22 protein-coding genes are annotated in these 18739 nt (G+C 43.5%); all 22 read right to left on the bottom strand.

Annotated elements, in window-relative coordinates; all coding sequences use genetic code 11:
• Positions 1-9: 9 nt before the first annotated feature.
• Positions 10-816: a TlyA family RNA methyltransferase gene (locus ACZ47Z_RS07365; RefSeq protein WP_464526021.1), complete on the bottom strand. Its 807-nt coding sequence runs from the start codon at positions 814-816 to the stop codon at positions 10-12.
• A 1-nt stretch (position 817) separates the two neighbouring features.
• On the bottom strand, positions 818-2695 hold the full coding sequence (dxs, locus tag ACZ47Z_RS07360; protein WP_464526020.1) for a 1-deoxy-D-xylulose-5-phosphate synthase: 1878 nt from the start codon (positions 2693-2695) through the stop codon (positions 818-820).
• Between the two features lie 22 nt (positions 2696-2717).
• Entirely contained in the window at positions 2718-3608 is an 891-nt protein-coding gene (locus ACZ47Z_RS07355; protein WP_117861218.1) for a polyprenyl synthetase family protein, read from the bottom strand.
• A complete protein-coding gene (gene xseB / locus ACZ47Z_RS07350; protein WP_015529098.1) occupies positions 3598-3822 on the bottom strand; it encodes an exodeoxyribonuclease VII small subunit in 225 nt (74 codons plus the stop codon). The genes ACZ47Z_RS07355 and xseB overlap by 11 nt, the downstream gene beginning before the upstream one ends.
• 13 nt (positions 3823-3835) lie before the next feature.
• Positions 3836-5068, bottom strand: a complete 1233-nt coding sequence (gene xseA, locus ACZ47Z_RS07345; protein WP_015529097.1) for an exodeoxyribonuclease VII large subunit — start codon at positions 5066-5068, stop codon at positions 3836-3838.
• Complete coding sequence (gene nusB / locus ACZ47Z_RS07340) at positions 5065-5484, bottom strand: transcription antitermination factor NusB (RefSeq protein ID WP_054751162.1); 420 nt, start codon at positions 5482-5484, stop codon at positions 5065-5067. Before nusB ends, xseA begins: the two co-directional genes overlap by 4 nt.
• 27 nt (positions 5485-5511) lie before the next feature.
• Complete coding sequence (locus ACZ47Z_RS07335) at positions 5512-5895, bottom strand: Asp23/Gls24 family envelope stress response protein (protein WP_015529095.1); 384 nt, start codon at positions 5893-5895, stop codon at positions 5512-5514.
• A 69-nt stretch (positions 5896-5964) separates the two neighbouring features.
• Complete coding sequence (locus tag ACZ47Z_RS07330; protein ID WP_054751161.1) at positions 5965-7557, bottom strand: peptide chain release factor 3; 1593 nt, start codon at positions 7555-7557, stop codon at positions 5965-5967.
• Between the two features lie 144 nt (positions 7558-7701).
• Entirely contained in the window at positions 7702-8313 is a 612-nt protein-coding gene (locus ACZ47Z_RS07325; protein WP_015529093.1) for a SpoIIIAH-like family protein, read from the bottom strand.
• Positions 8314-8329: 16 nt separating this feature from the next.
• The gene (locus ACZ47Z_RS07320) at positions 8330-8959 is read right to left on the bottom strand and encodes a stage III sporulation protein AG (RefSeq protein ID WP_242997416.1); all 630 of its coding nucleotides are present in this window, start codon (positions 8957-8959) and stop codon (positions 8330-8332) included.
• Positions 8949-9215 (bottom strand): stage III sporulation protein AF, encoded by a 267-nt coding sequence (locus ACZ47Z_RS07315; RefSeq protein WP_015529092.1) that lies wholly within the window; start codon positions 9213-9215, stop codon positions 8949-8951. Before ACZ47Z_RS07315 ends, ACZ47Z_RS07320 begins: the two co-directional genes overlap by 11 nt.
• Before the next feature lie 31 nt (positions 9216-9246).
• Positions 9247-10452 (bottom strand): stage III sporulation protein AE, encoded by a 1206-nt coding sequence (locus ACZ47Z_RS07310; RefSeq protein WP_117909383.1) that lies wholly within the window; start codon positions 10450-10452, stop codon positions 9247-9249.
• Entirely contained in the window at positions 10449-10835 is a 387-nt protein-coding gene (locus ACZ47Z_RS07305) for a SpoIIIAC/SpoIIIAD family protein (RefSeq protein ID WP_054751158.1), read from the bottom strand. The genes ACZ47Z_RS07310 and ACZ47Z_RS07305 overlap by 4 nt, the downstream gene beginning before the upstream one ends.
• Before the next feature lie 16 nt (positions 10836-10851).
• Complete coding sequence (spoIIIAC, locus tag ACZ47Z_RS07300; protein WP_015529090.1) at positions 10852-11046, bottom strand: stage III sporulation protein AC; 195 nt, start codon at positions 11044-11046, stop codon at positions 10852-10854.
• A 32-nt stretch (positions 11047-11078) separates the two neighbouring features.
• On the bottom strand, positions 11079-11597 hold the full coding sequence (locus tag ACZ47Z_RS07295) for a stage III sporulation protein AB (RefSeq protein WP_117909385.1): 519 nt from the start codon (positions 11595-11597) through the stop codon (positions 11079-11081).
• Complete coding sequence (gene spoIIIAA / locus ACZ47Z_RS07290) at positions 11585-12523, bottom strand: stage III sporulation protein AA (RefSeq protein ID WP_055157672.1); 939 nt, start codon at positions 12521-12523, stop codon at positions 11585-11587. The genes ACZ47Z_RS07295 and spoIIIAA overlap by 13 nt, the downstream gene beginning before the upstream one ends.
• Positions 12524-12678: 155 nt before the next feature.
• Positions 12679-14766 carry a polyribonucleotide nucleotidyltransferase gene (locus ACZ47Z_RS07285; RefSeq protein ID WP_054751156.1) on the bottom strand — a complete coding sequence of 696 codons (2088 nt, stop codon included), beginning with the start codon at positions 14764-14766 and terminating at the stop codon, positions 12679-12681.
• A 311-nt stretch (positions 14767-15077) separates the two neighbouring features.
• Positions 15078-15344 carry a 30S ribosomal protein S15 gene (gene rpsO / locus ACZ47Z_RS07280; protein ID WP_015529087.1) on the bottom strand — a complete coding sequence of 89 codons (267 nt, stop codon included), beginning with the start codon at positions 15342-15344 and terminating at the stop codon, positions 15078-15080.
• Between the two features lie 146 nt (positions 15345-15490).
• On the bottom strand, positions 15491-16402 hold the full coding sequence (locus tag ACZ47Z_RS07275) for a bifunctional riboflavin kinase/FAD synthetase (RefSeq protein ID WP_117568160.1): 912 nt from the start codon (positions 16400-16402) through the stop codon (positions 15491-15493).
• Between the two features lie 18 nt (positions 16403-16420).
• Positions 16421-17347 carry a tRNA pseudouridine(55) synthase TruB gene (gene truB / locus ACZ47Z_RS07270; RefSeq protein WP_117568159.1) on the bottom strand — a complete coding sequence of 309 codons (927 nt, stop codon included), beginning with the start codon at positions 17345-17347 and terminating at the stop codon, positions 16421-16423.
• A complete protein-coding gene (locus ACZ47Z_RS07265) occupies positions 17344-18321 on the bottom strand; it encodes a DHH family phosphoesterase (protein WP_117568158.1) in 978 nt (325 codons plus the stop codon). Before ACZ47Z_RS07265 ends, truB begins: the two co-directional genes overlap by 4 nt.
• Entirely contained in the window at positions 18322-18696 is a 375-nt protein-coding gene (rbfA, locus tag ACZ47Z_RS07260) for a 30S ribosome-binding factor RbfA (RefSeq protein ID WP_015529083.1), read from the bottom strand.
• Between the last annotated feature and the right edge of the window lie 43 nt (positions 18697-18739).

Raw genomic sequence — 18739 nt, 5'->3', positions numbered from 1 at the left:
ATCACCTTTTTACTTTGTCAGAGCAGCGAATGCTTCATCCACTACCTGATCCAGTTCCTTTGTCTCAATCTTTGCTTCCTCTTCCGGACATTTCTTCAAATGTACAAGGTATTCGATATTTCCTTCTGGTCCCTTGATTGGAGAGAATGTGATCTCAAGTACAGAAAATCCAATTGATACCGCAAATTCTGTCACTTTCTCGATTACTTCATGATGCGTACTCTTTTCTCGCACAACACCTTTCTTTCCAACCTTCTCACGTCCTGCTTCAAACTGTGGTTTGATCAATGCTACGATCTCTCCATCATCTGTCAGATATGCTCTGATTGCACCAAGCACTTTTGTGAGAGAGATAAACGAAACATCAATCGACGAAAAATCAACAGGTTCTCCAAGATCTTCCGGAGTCACATAACGGATATTCGTCTTCTCCATACATACCACTCTCGGATCCTGACGCAGCTTCCAATCCAGCTGTCCTCTTCCCACATCGATGGCAAATACTTTCTTTGCTCCATTCTGAAGCATACAGTCTGTGAATCCGCCAGTGGAAGATCCAACATCTGTACAGACCTTTCCATCTACTGTTACATGGAATTCTTTCATTGCTTTCTCAAGCTTAAGACCTCCACGGCTCACATAGGGGAGAACATGTCCGCGTACCTCAATATTTACCTCCTCTGGAAATGTTGTTCCGGCCTTATCTTCTCTCTGACCTTCTACAAATACATTTCCTGACATAATAATTGCTTTTGCTTTTTCTCTGGAATCCGCCAGATTTCTCTTTACGAGCAATACATCCAAACGTTCTTTCATGTTACTTTTCTTCCTTTATTCTCCGATCATCTGCAATGATCTTTTTTACAATACTCTCTCTGTCGAGACCAACTTCTTTTCTTAAGACATCTACATTTCCATGTTCAACATAATCATCTGAAATACCGATTGTGCGAACTTTCAATGGGATACCCTCACGCATCACAAAATCTTCTACCTGCTCACCAAATCCACCTGTAAGCACATTTTCCTCGATTGTCACAAGGATCCTGTGATTTTCTGAAATTTTCCGGATCCTCTCTGTATCCAGAGGTTTCACAAATCTTGCATTGATCAGACTACACTGATACCCTGCTGCCTTAAGATCCTCACGCACCTGTTCTGCAAGGAAAGACATATGTCCGACAAACATTACCGCGATCTCACTCTCTTCATATAGAAGCTCACTCTTTCCATATTCGATCGGAGCACGGAATTCCTTCAGCCCTTCGTATGCTTCTCCTCTTGGATAACGAAGCGCAACCGGGTACTGAAAATCCACTGCAAAGCGCACCATATCTGCCATCTCCCAGCGGTTCTTTGGTGACAGGATTGAAAGATTCGGGATCGATGATAAAAATGATAAGTCAAAGACTCCCTGATGTGTCTCTCCGTCACTTCCAACAAGACCTGCGCGGTCCACTGCAATCACAACCGGCAGATTCTGAAGACAGACATCATGGATCGTCTGGTCAAATGCTCTCTGTAAGAAAGATGAATACACCGCAAAAACAGGCTTCATTCCCCCTGCAGCAAGTCCTGCCGCAAATGTCATCGCATGCTCTTCTGCAATTCCTACATCAAAGAATCTTTCCGGAAATAGCTTTGCGAATCTGGAAAGTCCTGTTCCGTCTGCCATTGCTGCAGTAATAGCTACAACCTTCTCGTCCTTCTTTCCGATATCTGCAAGCACCTTGGAAAAAATATCTGTATAAGAATCCTTCCCCGATCCTCCGATCGTTTCTCCTGTTGTCACATCAAAAGGTCCTGTTCCATGGAATTTTGACGGATTCGTCTCTGCCGGAAGATAACCTTTTCCCTTCTTCGTCACAACATGTACAAGAACTGCATGATTTACCCGTTTTGCTTCATTCAATGTCTTTGTTAATGTCTTCAGATCATGTCCGTCTACAGGACCCAGATATGTAATTCCCATATCCTCAAAAAACATTCCCGGAACAAATAATTGTTTGATCCCGCTCTTCGTCTTCTTCACCTGATGGACGATCCGTTCTCCTCTGCCGGGAATTCTCTTAATCGTATCTTCGACACCTCTCTTCAGGTCTGAGTATACCTGTGTCGTCCGAAGCCCATTCAGGTAATTTGACATACCGCCAACATTCTTGGAAATGGACATATTATTATCATTGAGTACAATAATAAAATTACTTTTCAATCTGGAAGCGTTATTCAATGCTTCATATGCCATACCGCCGGTCATAGAACCATCTCCTATCACAGATACAACGTTATAATGCTCCTGTTGAAGCTCTCTTGCGGCCACATAACCAAGCCCTGCTGAGATTGAAGTTGAACTGTGTCCTGTATCAAACGCATCACATTTACTTTCTTTTCTCTTAGGGAATCCACTCATTCCTCCGTATTTTCTAAGATCATCAAATCCTTCTTTTCTTCCTGTCAGAAGCTTGTGTGTATAAGACTGATGTCCCACATCCCAGATCAGTTTATCCTCTGGGAAATGAAGTACTTTATGTAATGCCATCGTAAGCTCAACAACTCCGAGATTGGATGCCAGATGTCCTCCGGTCACACTGATCTTTTCAATCAAAAACTGCCGGATCTCATCCGATAATTCTTTCAGCTCTTCCTCTGTCAGTTCTTTTATATCGTTGGCCTTTTGAATCTTTTCAAGTGCCATAAGTTCCTCCTCACCGACAATCTTATTTTTCTCTATATACAAGAGATTTCAAAAGCTGCTCAAGGAAATCATCCCCGGCAGGGAACTTTTTCAGTTCGTCGATTGCTTCTTCTGTCATACGTTCCACCTCTTTATGAGCCTGTTCGATTCCTTTAAGTGTTACATATGTTGTCTTTTCATTCTTCTCATCACTATGTACCGGCTTGCCCAGCTGCTCTGTCGTGCTTGTCACATCCAGAATATCGTCCTGGATCTGGAATGCCATTCCGATCTTTCCTGCGACTTTCTGCATGCTCTTCACATCTTCTTTTGACGCTCCCGCAAGGATTGCTCCAATCATCATAGCAGACTCGATCAGTGCGCCTGTCTTCAGTCTGAAAATAAAGTCAAGAACTTCCTCATCAATCTGATGTCCGGATTCTTTCACATCTACAACCTGTCCACCGATCATACCATAGATTCCGGCCTTTCTTGCCAGAACTCTCAGCGCTTGTCCGATTCTAAGGCTTTCCTCTGGAAATTGCTCAAATGCCTTGCATGCTGTCTCAAATGCATAGTTTAAAAGCGCATCCCCCGCAAGGATTCCCATATCCTCTCCATAAACGATATGTGTCGTCTTTCTTCCTCTACGATACTCATCATTATCCATTGCCGGGAGATCATCATGAACCAGTGAATAGGTATGAATCATCTCCATTGCTGCCATAAACGGATAAATCACTTCTGTCTCTCCACCAAACAGACGGTATGTTTCCATCATCAGCATTGGGCGAAGGCGCTTACCTCCTGCCATCAGACTATATTCCATTGCTTCCATGATCACACTCTGATATCCGTTTGCTTCCGGAAGATATTCTCTGAGTATCGCTTCAATTTTTTCTACTTTTTCTTTCTGTTCTTCTTTAAAATTCATGACTCTCTCCATTCTCATCCAAGGCAAGAACTTTCTTTTCCACATCGTTAATTGTACGATTACAACACTTCACAAGTTCCATGCCTTCCTGATATAAATTAAAAGAATCTTCAAGAGAAAGTTCCTCTCCTTCCAGTCCGCCAATGACGCGATCCAGTCTCTCAAATAACTCCTCAAGACTTGCAGCCTGTTCTATCTTCTTCGTGTCTTTCATCATTTCCTCCCGGTTACTGTTTATGGGAACTTTGTCCTCTTTCCCCTTCTAGTTTTACAGTGTCTGTAACGTAAGTCTCAATCTGTCCATCCGTTACATAAATCTGCAACAAATCTCCTTCTCTTACCTGATCTGTTTTCTTTATATTCTGTCCTTGTGCATTGCAGACATAAGAATATCCCTGACTTAATTTCTCAAGTGGAGACAATCCCTTCATCCGTTCTGCACAAAGTGCGAGTCTGTGCTTTTCTTTTGTCAGATGCCGCTCCATAAGTGAGCGCAGTGTATTCTCAGCGTCAACCGTTCTTTGTCTCTTCTCATTGAGTTTCTGTCTTGGATGAAGTGTCTGAAGTTTCAATCTGCTGTGTTCCAAATGCACACGCTCGTTTAGCAGCTTCTGATTTATTGCTCTTCGAAGTAAACTCTCACAATTAAGAATCTGTTCTTTCACTTCAGAATATTCATACACTGCAAGCTCTGCCGCTGCAGATGGTGTCGGTGCTCTTAAGTCTGCCACATAATCGGCAATCGTTGTATCTGTCTCATGTCCGACTGCAGAGATCACCGGAACGCGACAGTCAAAAATCGCACGCGCAACAGCCTCCTCATTGAATGCCCACAGATCTTCAATGCTTCCTCCGCCTCTTCCGACGATCATGACATCCACCTGCTTCTCTTCCAGCATACGGATTCCTTTCACGATGCTGCTCACGGCACCATCCCCCTGTACCAGTGCAGGATAAAGCAGGATCTGGACAAATGGATTCCTTCTCTTTGCCACATTGATAATATCTCTGATCGCTGCTCCTGTCGGTGCGGTCACAACCCCGATCGTACGTGCATAGCGTGGAACCGGCTGTTTGTACTCTGCTGCAAACATTCCCATCTCTTCGAGTTCTTTCTTCAGTGCCTCGAATCTTTCATACAAAAGTCCCGCACCGTCCAGAATGATCTCTCTTGCGTACAGCTGATACTTTCCATCCCGCTCATAGACACTGACCGCCCCCAGCACTACTACCTGCTGTCCTTCCTCCATATGAAAAGAAAGCCCAGACCTTGAGCCTGCGAACATCACGCAGGCTATCGTGCCGGACTCGTCTTTCAATGAAAAATATATATGCCCTGATGTGTGGTACTTTAAATTAGACACCTCACCCTTTACATAGATTCGGTTCAGCATGAAGTCCTGGGTGAACATATTCTTAATATAAGAATTAACCTGCTTCACCGTATAGACATTTTTCATTCTTTCGTCTCTTCCAGTGAACGCGCAATCTTGTCAAGTACTCCGTTAATAAATGACGGAGCCTCATCTGAACTGAACATCTTTGCCAGTTCTACTGCCTCGTTAATCGCAACTCCTACCGGTACCTCGTCATCCCACTTCATCTCATATACCGCAAGTCTCAGAATGGACAGATCTACTTTGTTCATTCTTGTCGTCTTCCATCCCTTTGCATTCGCATTGATCAGTTCATCAATCTCTTCTGTCTTCTCAAGTACTGCCGCATATTTTCTCTTAATATATTCTTTATCCTTATCCGCTGCATCTTCCAATGTAGAAAAATAGTATTCAATCTGCTCCGGCATCTCCTGCGGATCATTAAATTCTATCTGAAACAACATCTTGAAAATGTGCTCGCGAAGTTCTTTTCTAACCATGTTGGCTGATTCCTTTCCTGTTCGCTTTTATTCCTGACTCTCCATCTCGACTCCTGCAACCTTAATGTTCACATCAGCCACTTCAAGTCCTGTCATATTCTCAATTGCATTCTTAACTTTCTCCTGCACTCTTGCAGACACCTCAACGATGCTGTAATTGTACTTCAGGTTCAATGCCAAGGATACAGTCACAATACCTTCCAGTACATCAACCTTCACACCTTTGGAAAGATTCTTCATTCCGAGCTTTCCGATCAGTTCATTCGTGATGTTTCCGGCCATAGAAGCAACACCTTCCACTTCTGTGGCAGCAAGCGCTGCAATGATCGCTACAACTTCATCTGCAATCTTAATCTCACCTTTGCTTGCGTCGTTCTGTATTGTATAAATATTTCTTTCGTCCTTTGCCATAATCAAAACCTCCTGTTTTGTCTGATTCTTTCTACATTATATCAAAAATCTTTCTATTTGAAAAGATTTTTATGAACGTCCGAATTCTGACAAAATAAGTCCTTCATTTCTCTCTTCTGTCATACGGATACTCCACTCATGCGCAAAGAGAAGAAGCGGACGTCCCTTCAGATCCATGATCTTCTTCATATCAGATGTTCCGCTCAAGCGATCCATATCGATCTCTTCATTCTCGATCCAACGGATGTACTCATATGGCAGGTTCTCCAAACGGATCTCTACATTATATTCATTCTGAAGACGATACTTCAACACATCAAACTGAAGTACACCTACAACGCCTACGATGATCTCTTCCATACCCGTGTTGAATTCCTGGAAGATCTGGATCGCACCTTCCTGTGCAATCTGATTGATTCCCTTTACAAACTGCTTTCTCTTCATCGTATCAACCTGACGGACACGTGCAAAGTGCTCCGGTGCAAAGGTCGGGATTCCTTCGTAAGCAAATTTCTCTTTTGATGTTGTCAATGTATCTCCGATTGAAAAGATACCCGGGTCAAATACTCCGATGATATCTCCGCCGTAAGCCTTATCGATCATCTTTCTTTCACTTGCCATCATCTGCTGTGGCTGGGAAAGACGCACATCCTTTCCTCCCTGCACATGATAAACACTCATACCGGCCTCAAATTCTCCGGAACAGATTCTCATGAATGCAATTCTGTCTCTGTGGGCTTTGTTCATATTCGCCTGGATCTTAAATACAAATGCTGAGAAGTCTTTCTCAGTCATTGGATCGATCTCGCCATGATCTGATTTTCTCGGAAGCGGAGAGGTTGTCATCTTTAGGAAATGCTTCAGGAAAGTCTCTACACCAAAGTTGGTAAGAGCGGATCCGAAAAATACCGGTGAAAGCTGTCCCTTATCAACCAGTTCCTGATCAAACTCAGCTGCTGCTCCGTCCAGAAGTTCAATCTCATCTGCAAGAATGTCTTTTGCATCTGAACCAATCAGTTCTTCTGTCTCCGGTGCGTCGATCGGTATCATCTTCACTTCACCCATCGCAGTACCTTTTTTCGTATCTGAGAACAACTCAACTTCACGTTTTGCTCTGTCGTAAACTCCCTTGAATTCCTTACCGGAACCAATCGGCCAGTTGATCGGACAAGTTGCGATTCCAAGCTCTTTCTCTATATCATCTAACAATTCAAATGTATCTTTCGCCTCACGGTCGAGCTTATTGATAAATGTAAAAATCGGGATGTGACGCATCACACAGACTTTAAACAGCTTTCTTGTCTGCGCCTCAACACCCTTGGATGCATCGATAACCATAACTGCGGAATCCGCTGCCATCAAAGTACGGTATGTATCCTCTGAGAAGTCCTGATGTCCCGGTGTATCCAGAATATTAATACAGTATCCACCATAATTAAACTGAAGTACAGAAGAAGTTACAGAAATACCTCTCTCCTTCTCAATCTCCATCCAGTCGGAAACCGCATGCTTCGCAGTTGCTTTTCCCTTAACAGATCCTGCCTGGTTGATGGCTCCTCCGTACAGAAGGAATTTCTCTGTCAATGTTGTCTTACCGGCATCCGGATGGGATATAATGGCAAATGTTCTTCTTTTCTTTATCTCATTCGTAATTTCTGACATTTCTAATCTCCTATCATTTTCACGCAATAGATAACTGTCCGCAGGCATCCCGTAGACAGTTACATAATAAACCAGTAAATAGTGTATCACAAGTCCTCTCTGACAGCAAATCTTTTATAAAAAGTTTTTCCAAAAATATACTTTCTATTCATGAATTGGTGTAATTACAATCTTCTCCGGCTTTACATCCGACTTTCTTGTCACAATATCCTCAATCTGGGCACGGTTTGCATCCGTAAGCTCCTCTGCATTTACAACAACATCTGCACTATCTTCCCCCAGACTTACCACTGCCTCTGAAAATCCTTTTGTTGCCATCAATGTCTCAATTTCCATCTCCGTCTCTGATTGTTTTGTAAGCTCCACCATCTGTGCAACTGCATCTGACTTTTCCTCTTCACTGAGCTCTGTATTGTCTATGATCGACTGCAGGGTTTCTTTATTCTGGGCACGCACCTGTTCTCTTGTAACTTTTGCCTGGGCTACCGTAGTCTGGGCTGAACCATTTGTTAGAACCGCCTCTCCAGGTGTTCCTTCTGTTTCAGAATCATTACTTTCAATTTCTTCGCTTCCTGCTTCTGTATCTTCCTGTGAAATATCTAAAAGTTCCTGGTTTGTAAGATCTGCATTAGCTTCTTTTGTTCCTTTCGCATTCTCGCCAAACAGACGTCCCGTGTAGTTCAGATATCCTGCTGCCGCGATCATAACCGCAAGTGCCACAATGATCAACTGGTTTTTCTTCACTTTCCCTTTCATTAAGATAAACCTCCTTTTATGTAGACGCACGTTTCATTATTTTTATCTTATGCGCTTCTACACCAAATAATGCCTGCACTGCTTCTGTCAGATTCTTCGCGACAACTGCATTCCCACCTCCATCTGCTATTACAAGAATGCCCTCCACTTCCGGTGCATTTTCTTTACTTACATATGGGATCTGCGTTCCGTCTGTCCCCTGACTGTACACGGTCGTTTTATCCAGAGATTTCTCTTCACTTTCTCTTGTCTCTCCCTGGCTGTCTGCTTCCTTCGTCGTCTGATGTGTGCTTTGCTGATCTTTTTCAACCACCTTCTGTCCTGTAGACTTTAATGTGATCATCACCGTCACCTTTCCCGCCCCATCTACGACACCAAGTGTCTGCGCTGTCTTCTGTTCCAGATATTTTTCATAGTCTGCCATGGAATCTGTCTCATACGTCTCTCCTTTCCCGGATTCCCCGTCAATCTTTGTATCCTTATCCACCTCCCCTGTCTTCGGAACCGGAACCGCAACTACAAGAAGCAGCAGTCCACACAGGAATAAAATGGCTAATCTTGTTCTTTTCTGACCACGATCCGCCTGTTTTATCTTCCTTGTGTATCCCACGATCCTTTCTTTCCACTCCTGCCAATTATTGTCCAATTCCGATTTCCTCCCGTTTTATAGAATCCGACATCCGCTCTATTTCTTTCTCATATTGCTGATACACTTCCTTCTGATAAAATTGCTCTGCTTTCAGTCCTTTCAACGCCGCAACAGGAGATAGTGCAAGCAAGATCAGGACAAGTCCACAGAAAAAACGAATATATTTTTCATAATCTTTTCCCGGAATCACCTGCAGAACTGCACTCATAACGAGAAGCATTGAAATGATTTTTTGTATCCATTGTGTAAGCATCCGGCAGATTCCTCCTCTCTCCTCTGAAACCTTAAGATGTTACAGCCACCACAAGTGCAATGCTTAAGACAAACAACAGTGTTGTGGATGCTATCACCTTCACCATAAGCTGATAACCGGAACTAACTCCAGATATGCATGTTGTAATTCTCCGGTCAGAAACCGGTTGGACTAATGCCGCCACAAGTTGGTACAAAAATGCCAATATCAGAAATTCCACCAGTGGCATAAGTGCCAGGACAGCTATAAAAATCATTCCTGCTACACCGATTCCATTCTTAAGCAGTACTGCAACTCCTAATGCAACATCCATTGTACCTCCGGCAACATCTCCGATCCACGGAACCGCCTCCAGTGTTCGTCCCGCAGCAGTCATTTTCAAAGAATCAATTGCCGGATTCAAAAATCCCCGGATCAGACTGATCCCACTCACAGCGGCAATCATACTTTTCAGACTCCATTGGATACATTTTTCCAGAAGTTCTGCAAATTCTGAGAAAAGATCTTCTCCGGTCAGGCAGGATAAGACCCTCACCATCCCGTAGATCTTCACAGCCGGTAAAAGAAAATGAAGTACAAGCAGTTCCACCAGATAGATCAGGAACAGTATTGTATTATAAAACATCAACGCCGAACTGCTCTTTCCGGTAAATGCAACCGCCAGAAAGAAACTTGGACAAAACACCTGCATCAATTGGACAAGCTCTCCTGTTTTTTCTTCGGCATATAAATTCATCGATTGATATGCTTCCAGACAGATTGCGATCACAACAAGATACAAAATATAAAAACCCGCTTCCGCTGTCTGTCTGTTTTGAAAGATACTTGTAAAATTCGAGAAAAATGCAGCCGCCACTGTAATCAGCAGCAGGCGCGCCAGATTCTTCCTTCCTTTCTGAAAAACAGAGAACACCTGTCCTGAAAAAAACTCAAGAAATCTTTCTCCCAATTCCTTCGTATTTCCGCTGATCAGCATCTCTGTAAGATCACGAAACCGAACTTTTTCTCCCAGTTCTGTCTCTCCTGATAACTGATCGATCTGTCTGAAATCAAATTCATCCAGCAGACTTTCTTCCATTTGTTCCAGCTCATCCTCCAACATCCCGGAACGATCTTCTGTTTCCTTTTCCTCCACTGTACCATGCTCTGCTGCATACACACTGCCACATCCTGTCACAACCGTAAATAAAAACACAAAACAGAAGAGCTTTTTCCAAAAATGTTTTTCCCTTTTCATATCAGAAAATCTCCGATTAGTTCCAGCAGCGAAAGAAGTACCGGCATTCCTATCGCAAGGATCGTCAACTTTGTAAAAATCTCAATCTGTACAGCAATATTCTGATACCCTGCATCTTTACAAATTCCGGATGCAAATTCAGCCACATAAGTTACACCGGCCATTTTCAACAGAATACTCATCTGTCCGGCATCCAGTTTTATATAATCTGCAATTTTCTTTACTGTCCGCACAAAGATTTCAAGTCGTGAAAGCATACAAAGAAATAAAAACAGGCTGACTGCAAGACTTACATAAATGCCATATTCACTTTTCCCACTTTTAAACTGCAAAGCAAGTAATGTTCCCACGACACCCAAAAGTGCGATTTGTATACTGTTCAATTCTTTTCCGCCCTCCTTAAAGAGAAAACAATTGCCGGATCGAAGAAAATAAGTCATAAATTGCCGGGAGAACCCAGGATAATACAAGAATCAGCCCTGCAAGACTTGTCAGGAATGCCTGTTCCTCTCTACCGCTATGCTTCAAAACCTGACTTAGAATAGATACAAGAATTCCCACCGCCGCAATTTTAAATATCAGATTGATACTCATACTCTCCCTCCTCTCCCTCTGTTTCCACCCTTTTAAAGCAGAAGGATCACAAGAAAAATCCCGCCTGCTGCCCCCAGCCAGCTACCGAGCTTTTTCTTCTCAGACGTTTCCGCAGTTCTCTTTTCAATTTCCATATCCAGCCTTTTCAAATGATACTCCAGCAGACGAACTACACCTTCTCTGTCTCCTATTTCAAGCAGTTCCCCAGGTTCGCAGACCAGAGGATTCATTTTCCCTCTCCATTTCAGTTCCGGAAGATCTTTTCCTATCGTATCTGTCCACAAATCAGCAAACCGCTTTTCTTGTGTGCCCTGACATTGAAATGCCAGATCCATCAGCCAGTTTTCATAAGGTTCCTTCTCTCTTGATGCAATATTATAAAAAATTTCCGAAAGCGGAAGTCCTGCATACAGTAATTCGCCTTTTATTTGTTCTATAATTCTGCGAAAATGACTCAATTCTTCCAGATAATTCCGAAGTTCTTTTCCATACATCCATCCTGCTCCGGTCGTCGCCAGCAGGATCAGAAAACATCCGACTAATTTCTGCACAGCACACGCCCCCGCTCATCATAGATTTCCCGGATCTTGCCAGGACCGTGATCCTGTCCAAGCACAACATAACGCTGAAACATTCTTCTGCGGATCAGGTCACCCAGGATCGGCTTTTTAGAAGCCTCATCCATATCAAGGCTGTGTACACTCGCGATCAGCCGGCAGCCGCACTGCATGGCATATTCAATGGCATGGATATCCTCACTTGTGCCGATTTCATCCACTGCGATCACACGCGGCGCCATAGAACGGATCAACATGATCATCCCCTCCGCTTTCGGACAACAGTCTAAAATATCAGTCCTTGTACCCAGATGATTCTGTGCGATTCCAAGATAACACCCACCAAGCTCCGATCTTTCATCTACCACACCGACAGAACACCCTTTTATGTATTCATTTCCATCCGATATCTGACGGATCAGATCACGGATCAAAGTAGTCTTTCCGCAACACGGCGGAGAAATGATCAATGTATGGCAAATCTGTTTATTTTCCGTAATATATGGAATCAATGCGTCAGCACACCCAAGTACTTCGTGAGAAATTCTTACATTTAACGAAGAAATATACTGTATATTTTTTACTTTTTCATTTTCTATAATTACTTTTCCTGCCACCCCGACCCTGTGACCTCCTTCCACTGTAATAAATCCCTGTTTCAACTCATTTTCATATGCATAAAGCGAATAATGACAAATATATCCCATTGTCTCACCAATATCTTCTTTCGTAACCAGATACGGGTGTACCGGGTCCGGAAGAACCCGTTCCTGCCCTTTCATCTGAATCAGCAGCGGCTGACCTGTACGTATCCTGATCTCCTGCAGTTCCTCCGGATTACTGACGGATTCTTCTACAAGCTTACGGATTTTTTCTGCCAGCAGATTCCAGACCTGCATCTTCTTGTTCTGTCTTTCCATTTCCATCTTGTCCACCTCTCCAGTTGTTGTCCGTCCCCCTCCTCTCTACACAATATATGGATAAGATTCTTAAAGTATTCCTTGCGCATACAAGAAAAGAGGAACAAAACCCAGTTTCCTGAATTCTGTTCCTCTTTTCTTATTCTTTCTGATTCTTATTCTGCAACATCTTTCATGCTGAAGCTGAATCTTCCCATCTTATCTTTACCAAGGCATACAACCTTCACAACATCACCGATGCTTACAACGTCTTCTACCTTGTCAACTCTCTGCTTAGAAAGCTTGGAAATGTGTACCATTCCTTCTTTACCCGGTGCAAACTCAACGAATGCTCCGAATTCTTTGATGCTGATAACCTTTCCTTCAAAAAGCTGTCCTGCTTCGTAATCTGTAACGATTGTCTGGATGTACTTCGCAGCTTTCTCCATGTTCTCTTTCTCTGTACCGCAGATAGATACATTTCCTTCATCATCGATGTCGATCTTAACACCTGTCTCGTCGATGATTGCATTGATTGTCTTACCACGCTGTCCGACAACATCACCGATCTTCTGTGGATCGATCTGCATCTGAATAATCTTCGGTGCAAACTCTCCAACTTCTTTTCTAGGCTCAGCGATTGCTTTATTCATAACTTCATCCATGATGTAAGTTCTTGCTTTCTTTGTAGCAGCGATTGCTTCTTCGATGATCGGTCTTGTCAGTCCGTGGATCTTGATATCCATCTGGATTGCTGTGATACCTTCGTGAGTACCTGCCACCTTGAAGTCCATGTCTCCGAAGAAATCCTCGAGTCCCTGGATATCTGTCAGTACAAGGTAATCATCATCTGTCTCACCTGTTACAAGTCCTGCAGAGATACCTGCTACAGCAGACTTGATCGGCACACCTGCTGCCATCAGTGACATACTGGATGCGCAGACACTTGCCTGTGATGTAGATCCATTAGACTCAAATGTCTCAGATACTGTACGGATCGCATATGGGAACTCAGACTCGCTTGGAAGTACCGGAAGAAGTGCTCTCTCAGCCAGTGCTCCATGTCCGATCTCACGACGTCCCGGTCCTCTGGAAGGTCTTGTCTCTCCTACAGAGTAGGACGGGAAGTTGTAGTGATGCATATATCTCTTTGTCTTCTCTGCTTCATCAAGACCGTCGAGCTTCTGTGCTTCAGAAAGTGGAGCAAGTGTTGTCATTGTGCAGATCTGTGTCTGTCCTCTTGTGAACATAGCAGAACCATGAACTCTCGGGATCAGGTCTACTTCTGCTGCAAGCGGTCTGATCTGATCGATCGCACGACCATCCGGACGCTTATGATCTTTGAGGATCATCTTTCTTACTGTCTTCTTCTGATACTGGTAAACAGCCTCACCAAGCTTCGCAAGATACTCTTCGTTGTCTGCAAATGCTTCCTCGAGTCTCTCTGTGATCACACGGATATTCTCTTCTCTTGTCTGCTTGTCATCTGTAAATACAGCCTCTTCCATCTCAGCAGCCGGAACGATCTCCTGGATCGCATCAAAGAGTTCCTGCGGAACAGCAAAGCTCTGATACTCATGTTTCGGCTTTCCACACTCTGCAACGATCGTGTCAAAGAAAGCGATCACTTTCTGGTTCAGATCATGTGCCGCAAAGATAGCTTCGATCATCTTCGCTTCCGGAACTTCTTTCGCACCGGCCTCGATCATGATAACCTTTTCCTTTGTAGAAGCAACTGTCAGTGCAAGCTCGGAAACTTCCTTCTGTGCTGCTGTCGGGTTGAATACGAACTCTCCGTCAACAAGTCCAACCTGTGTTGTAGAGATTGGTCCGTCAAACGGAATATCAGAAATACTTGTTGCAAGTGCAGCACCAAGCATAGCTGTAAGTTCCGGGCTGCAGTCCTGATCTACAGAAAGAACAAGGTTCTCAAGTGTTACGTCATTTCTATAATCTTTCGGGAACAGAGGACGCATCGGACGGTCGATGACACGGTCTGTCAGGATCGCATTCTCAGATGCTTTACCCTCTCTCTTATTAAATCCTCCCGGGATCTTTCCTACAGCGTACATTCTCTCATTATACTCTACGCTGAGTGGGAAGAAATCAATTCCTTCTCTCGGCTTGTCAGATGCTGTTGCTGTACACAGTACAGTTGTGTCACCATAATGCATCAGCACTGCACCATTCGCCTGTTTTGCCACACGGTCAACATCCACGCGCAGTGTTCTGCCGGCCAGTTCCATTTCAAACTTTTTATACATGGTTTTCTCCTTTTTATCTTATCTTCGTTTTATATGAGCAGAACAATTTGCTCCGAAACTACTGAAAAATGTACTATTCTATAGCAATTGAAACCCACTGTAGTCGTTGGATAATACACTTTTCAGTGGTCTCGGTTCTTCTCTACCCATAAGCTTTTAAATTATATCATATTCTATAATAAGAAGTAAATAGTTTTCCAAAAAAAGACCAAAAAGTACCAAAAATTCAGACAAAAAGAAACAGACCAGAAACCACATCATCAGATGCAGCTTCTGATCTGTCAATTGATCTTCTTTTTTGGAAAATCTTATTATTTTCTCAGACCAAGTTTCTCGATCAGAGCACGGTATCTCTCGATATCTACTTTCTTGAGGTATGCAAGAAGTCCTCTTCTCTGTCCAACCATCTTAAGAAGTCCTCTTCTTGAGTGGTGATCCTTCGGGTTAGCTTTGAAGTGATCTGTCAGCTCGTTGATTCTTGCTGTAAGGATAGCAACCTGTACTTCCGGTGATCCTGTATCTCCCTCTGTTCTTCCAAATTCTTTGATGATAGCCTGTTTCTTCTCTTTTGCGATCATTGTAATATCCTCCTTAAAATTCTTAGTTAAACCGCCTGGCATTAAGCAATGGTCGGAGTGATCCGATTACCGAACACCGGCTGATTTGATACCTCGGATAGTATAGCACAGAGATATCTGCTTGTAAAGCACAAATTTAAAATCTTTTATCTTTCATCGAATGGATGATTTTTCAGATATTCCTCTCCGTACCGCATATCTTTCATCACGCGGTCTTTGAGTTCTTCAACCGAATGAAATTTCGTTTCCGGACGTTCGAACTCCAGGATCTGCACTGTGGCAGTCTTCCCGTAAGCATCGCCTTCATATCCGTAAACATAAACTTCGAACAACCGTCTTTTCTCTTGCGCAACGGTCGGTTTCACTCCGGCATTTCCCACACCGCCATACCACACACCGTCCACAAGGACGCGGCAGGCATAGACACCGTACTTTGGCAGGATTTTCTTTTCCTGCGGTGCAAGATTCATTGTCGGAAATCCAAGTGTTCTTCCAAGCTGCTGTCCATGTTCCACAACGCTGGTGATCTCATACGGATACCCCAGAAGCTCATTTGCAAGAGGAACATTTCCATCGAGAAGAAGTTCCCTGATATAAGTGCTGCTGATCTCCCGGTCTTTGTAATATGCTTTCTCGACCACATCAACTGTATAGCCATATTTCGCTGCATATTTCTCCAGCATCTGGTGATTTCCTCTTTTTTCATGACCAAAGTTAAAGTCCGTTCCGACAACAATGTGTGATGCGTGCAGCTTCTTATGCAGGATTTCATCGATAAATTTCTCTGCTTCCATCTCCATCATTTCTCTCGTAAATGGAATCTCGATCAGATAATCTACCTTGTCCTCAAGAAATGCTCTTCGCTCTTCATTTGTCATCAGACAGTCTCTGTCCATATCAAAGGCACAAACGACACTGTCACAGTCTTCCTTCTGCGCATATTTCATTATTCTGTTGAGCAGTTTCTGATGTCCTCTGTGCAATCCGTCAAACTTTCCAAGCGTTACCGCTGTCTGATTTCTTCCGTCAAAGGCATCTAATCCTTTTATATATTGCATGTCTGTCTTATTCGTCCTTTATTTCTCAATTTTCTCTGCTTCAGGATCCAGAAACATTTTCTTAATATGGAACAGCTTCTTCGGTGCACGATACTGATAAAGACCGATAAAATTCTTTCTGGAATCATATACTCTGACTTCCTGTCCATCTGTCCACTCTTCTTTTTCTAACAGAAAACGCTCCGGAAGATCATTTCCGTTATAAGACATCCATGCCTTCGCATCCGTCACAGTAACGGCCGGCAGTTCCGCGAAGATCTGATCCAGAGGAGTGAAAAGTTCTGCACCTTCTCCCTGTTCCATCTTCTGTCGCACTTCATCCAGTGTTACCGCATCTTCTTTCAGGAAATGGCCGACTTTCGTACGCTCAAGTTCTTCCATACAGCCGCCTACCTGAAGCTTCTCTCCAATGTCATGGCACAAAGTACGGATATATGTTCCCTTAGAACAGTCCACCTCCATACGCACATGCGGAAGATTCATCTCCAGAATGCGAATTCCATGGATCTGGACTTTTCTGCTCTTACGCTCCACGGTCTTTCCTTCACGGGCAAGCTCATAAAGCTTCTTCCCATTCACTTTCAACGCAGAGTACATCGGCGGAATCTGATCATATTCTCCGATAAATGATTCGATACAGGAACGTACTTCCTCTTCCGTCAGATCGCCCGGATCCCTCTCCTCCAGAACCTCTCCGGAAATGTCCTGCGTATCTGTCGTCTTTCCTAAAAGCAGCAGAGCCTCATATGTCTTATCATGATCTGTCAGAAGCTCACAAACCTTTGTTGCTCTTCCAAGACACACCGGAAGGACTCCCGTTGCATCCGGATCAAGCGTACCTGTATGACCAATCTTCTTCTGTCCAACAACTTTTCGAAGAACTGCAACCACATCATGGGAAGTATATCCTTTTTCTTTGTAAATATTAACTATTCCGTTTATCATTTTTCCTCGTTTTTCTCTTCTGCCGCTCTAAGCTGTCTTTCAATTAAAAGTGTCAGATTGTTGATCACATCATGCGGGGAACCTTTCATTGTAACACCGGCTGCTCTCACATGACCGCCACCGCCATAATATTTCGCAACTGCACTTACATCAACGATTTCTTTTGATCGAAGGCTTACTTTAAATGTCTGCGGTTCGAGCTCGTAAAGAAGGATTGCAACCTCCACACCTCTTGTCTGACGCAATACGCTGACAATTCCATCCAGATCAGACGGTTTTGCCTGGAAGAACTCCATTTCTTTCAAACGTATCACTGAGACAACCGCTTTCTTATTCAGGATCATCATGCTCTCAAGAAGTGCCTTTCCAAGCATCTGATTCTGAACATAGGATTTTTCAAAATACGTTCTGTCAATGATCGCACTTCCGTTGATCCCTTTTCTTAAAAGTGCAGCACCGACTTCCATTGTCTCCGGTGAAGTACAGGAATACTGGAACACTCCGGTATCATGCACAATTCCCATATAAAGGAAAGATGCGATCTCTTTCGTAATCTTCTCCTCATCCAGCAGACGGAAAACAAGTTCAGAAGTAGAACTTGCATCCGGCACGATATAGTTTGTGTCTGCAAAAGACTCATTACTGACGTGGTGATCCACACATAAAGTTTCCTTTGCATTTTGGAACACCGGCTCGGAAAAACCAAGACGTCTTTCGTCCCCGCAATCCAGACTGATGAAAAGGTCATAAACTTTGCCTTCTACAATCTCATGCTTCGGCACATCCCGGTGTCCCATCATCTGAAATGCTTCCGGAATCTCCTCCAGATACAGATCTGTCTCAATCTCCGGATAATAAGTGGTCAGATAAAGATATAATCCAAGTGTAGAACCAATGCAGTCCCCATCCGGACGAATGTGTCCGCCAATGGCTACACTGTGTTTCCCTTTTAATACATCGTTTAATACGATCATCTATTCCTCAGCTCCATCCTTCAAATCTCTTGTCACTTCGTCAATTTTCTTGCTGATATTTACTCCATATTCAATGGACTGGTCTACGATAAATGTAATCTGTGGTGTGTTGCGCATATTCACTGTACGTGCAAGTTCTCTGCGGATATATCCCTCTGCACTCTGAAGACCTTTGATTGTATCTTCCTGCGCTTTCTTGTCTCCGAGAACACTGATATATGCCTTGCATGTCTTAAGATCCGGTGCTACTTCAACAGCAACAACAGATGTCAGCGGTGCAACACGTGGATCTTTGATCCCGCCACGCAGGATATTACTCAGCTCACGCTGCACTTCTGCATTGACTCTTGTATTCTTAATACTGTTCTTTCTCATGTTATAACTCCTTTTTTATATAGAAAAGTTACTCCTGCAATGT

The sequence above is a fragment of the Mediterraneibacter faecis genome, assembly GCF_055383675.1.
This window is presented reverse-complemented; position numbering and strand designations above follow the sequence as displayed.

Excerpts from the sequence above, each read along its gene's own strand:
- ACZ47Z_RS07325 (WP_015529093.1), bottom strand. The coding sequence starts at position 8,313 with ATGAAAGGGAAAGTGAAGAAAAACCAGTTGATCATTGTGGCACTTGCG.
- ACZ47Z_RS07335 (WP_015529095.1), bottom strand. The coding sequence starts at position 5,895 with ATGGCAAAGGACGAAAGAAATATTTATACAATACAGAACGACGCAAGC.
- nusB (WP_054751162.1), bottom strand. The coding sequence starts at position 5,484 with ATGGTTAGAAAAGAACTTCGCGAGCACATTTTCAAGATGTTGTTTCAG.
- ACZ47Z_RS07275 (WP_117568160.1), bottom strand. The coding sequence starts at position 16,402 with ATGCAATATATAAAAGGATTAGATGCCTTTGACGGAAGAAATCAGACA.
- ACZ47Z_RS07265 (WP_117568158.1), bottom strand. The coding sequence starts at position 18,321 with ATGATCGTATTAAACGATGTATTAAAAGGGAAACACAGTGTAGCCATT.
- rbfA (WP_015529083.1), bottom strand. The coding sequence starts at position 18,696 with ATGAGAAAGAACAGTATTAAGAATACAAGAGTCAATGCAGAAGTGCAG.
- ACZ47Z_RS07285 (WP_054751156.1), bottom strand. The coding sequence starts at position 14,766 with ATGTATAAAAAGTTTGAAATGGAACTGGCCGGCAGAACACTGCGCGTG.
- rpsO (WP_015529087.1), bottom strand. The coding sequence starts at position 15,344 with ATGATCGCAAAAGAGAAGAAACAGGCTATCATCAAAGAATTTGGAAGA.
- truB (WP_117568159.1), bottom strand. The coding sequence starts at position 17,347 with ATGATAAACGGAATAGTTAATATTTACAAAGAAAAAGGATATACTTCC.
- ACZ47Z_RS07315 (WP_015529092.1), bottom strand. The coding sequence starts at position 9,215 with ATGCTTACACAATGGATACAAAAAATCATTTCAATGCTTCTCGTTATG.
- ACZ47Z_RS07355 (WP_117861218.1), bottom strand. The coding sequence starts at position 3,608 with ATGAATTTTAAAGAAGAACAGAAAGAAAAAGTAGAAAAAATTGAAGCG.
- spoIIIAA (WP_055157672.1), bottom strand. The coding sequence starts at position 12,523 with ATGGAAAGACAGAACAAGAAGATGCAGGTCTGGAATCTGCTGGCAGAA.
- ACZ47Z_RS07330 (WP_054751161.1), bottom strand. The coding sequence starts at position 7,557 with ATGTCAGAAATTACGAATGAGATAAAGAAAAGAAGAACATTTGCCATT.
- ACZ47Z_RS07310 (WP_117909383.1), bottom strand. The coding sequence starts at position 10,452 with ATGAAAAGGGAAAAACATTTTTGGAAAAAGCTCTTCTGTTTTGTGTTT.
- xseB (WP_015529098.1), bottom strand. The coding sequence starts at position 3,822 with ATGAAAGACACGAAGAAGATAGAACAGGCTGCAAGTCTTGAGGAGTTA.
- ACZ47Z_RS07365 (WP_464526021.1), bottom strand. The coding sequence starts at position 816 with ATGAAAGAACGTTTGGATGTATTGCTCGTAAAGAGAAATCTGGCGGAT.
- dxs (WP_464526020.1), bottom strand. The coding sequence starts at position 2,695 with ATGGCACTTGAAAAGATTCAAAAGGCCAACGATATAAAAGAACTGACA.
- spoIIIAC (WP_015529090.1), bottom strand. The coding sequence starts at position 11,046 with ATGAGTATCAATCTGATATTTAAAATTGCGGCGGTGGGAATTCTTGTA.
- xseA (WP_015529097.1), bottom strand. The coding sequence starts at position 5,068 with ATGAAAAATGTCTATACGGTGAAGCAGGTTAATTCTTATATTAAGAAT.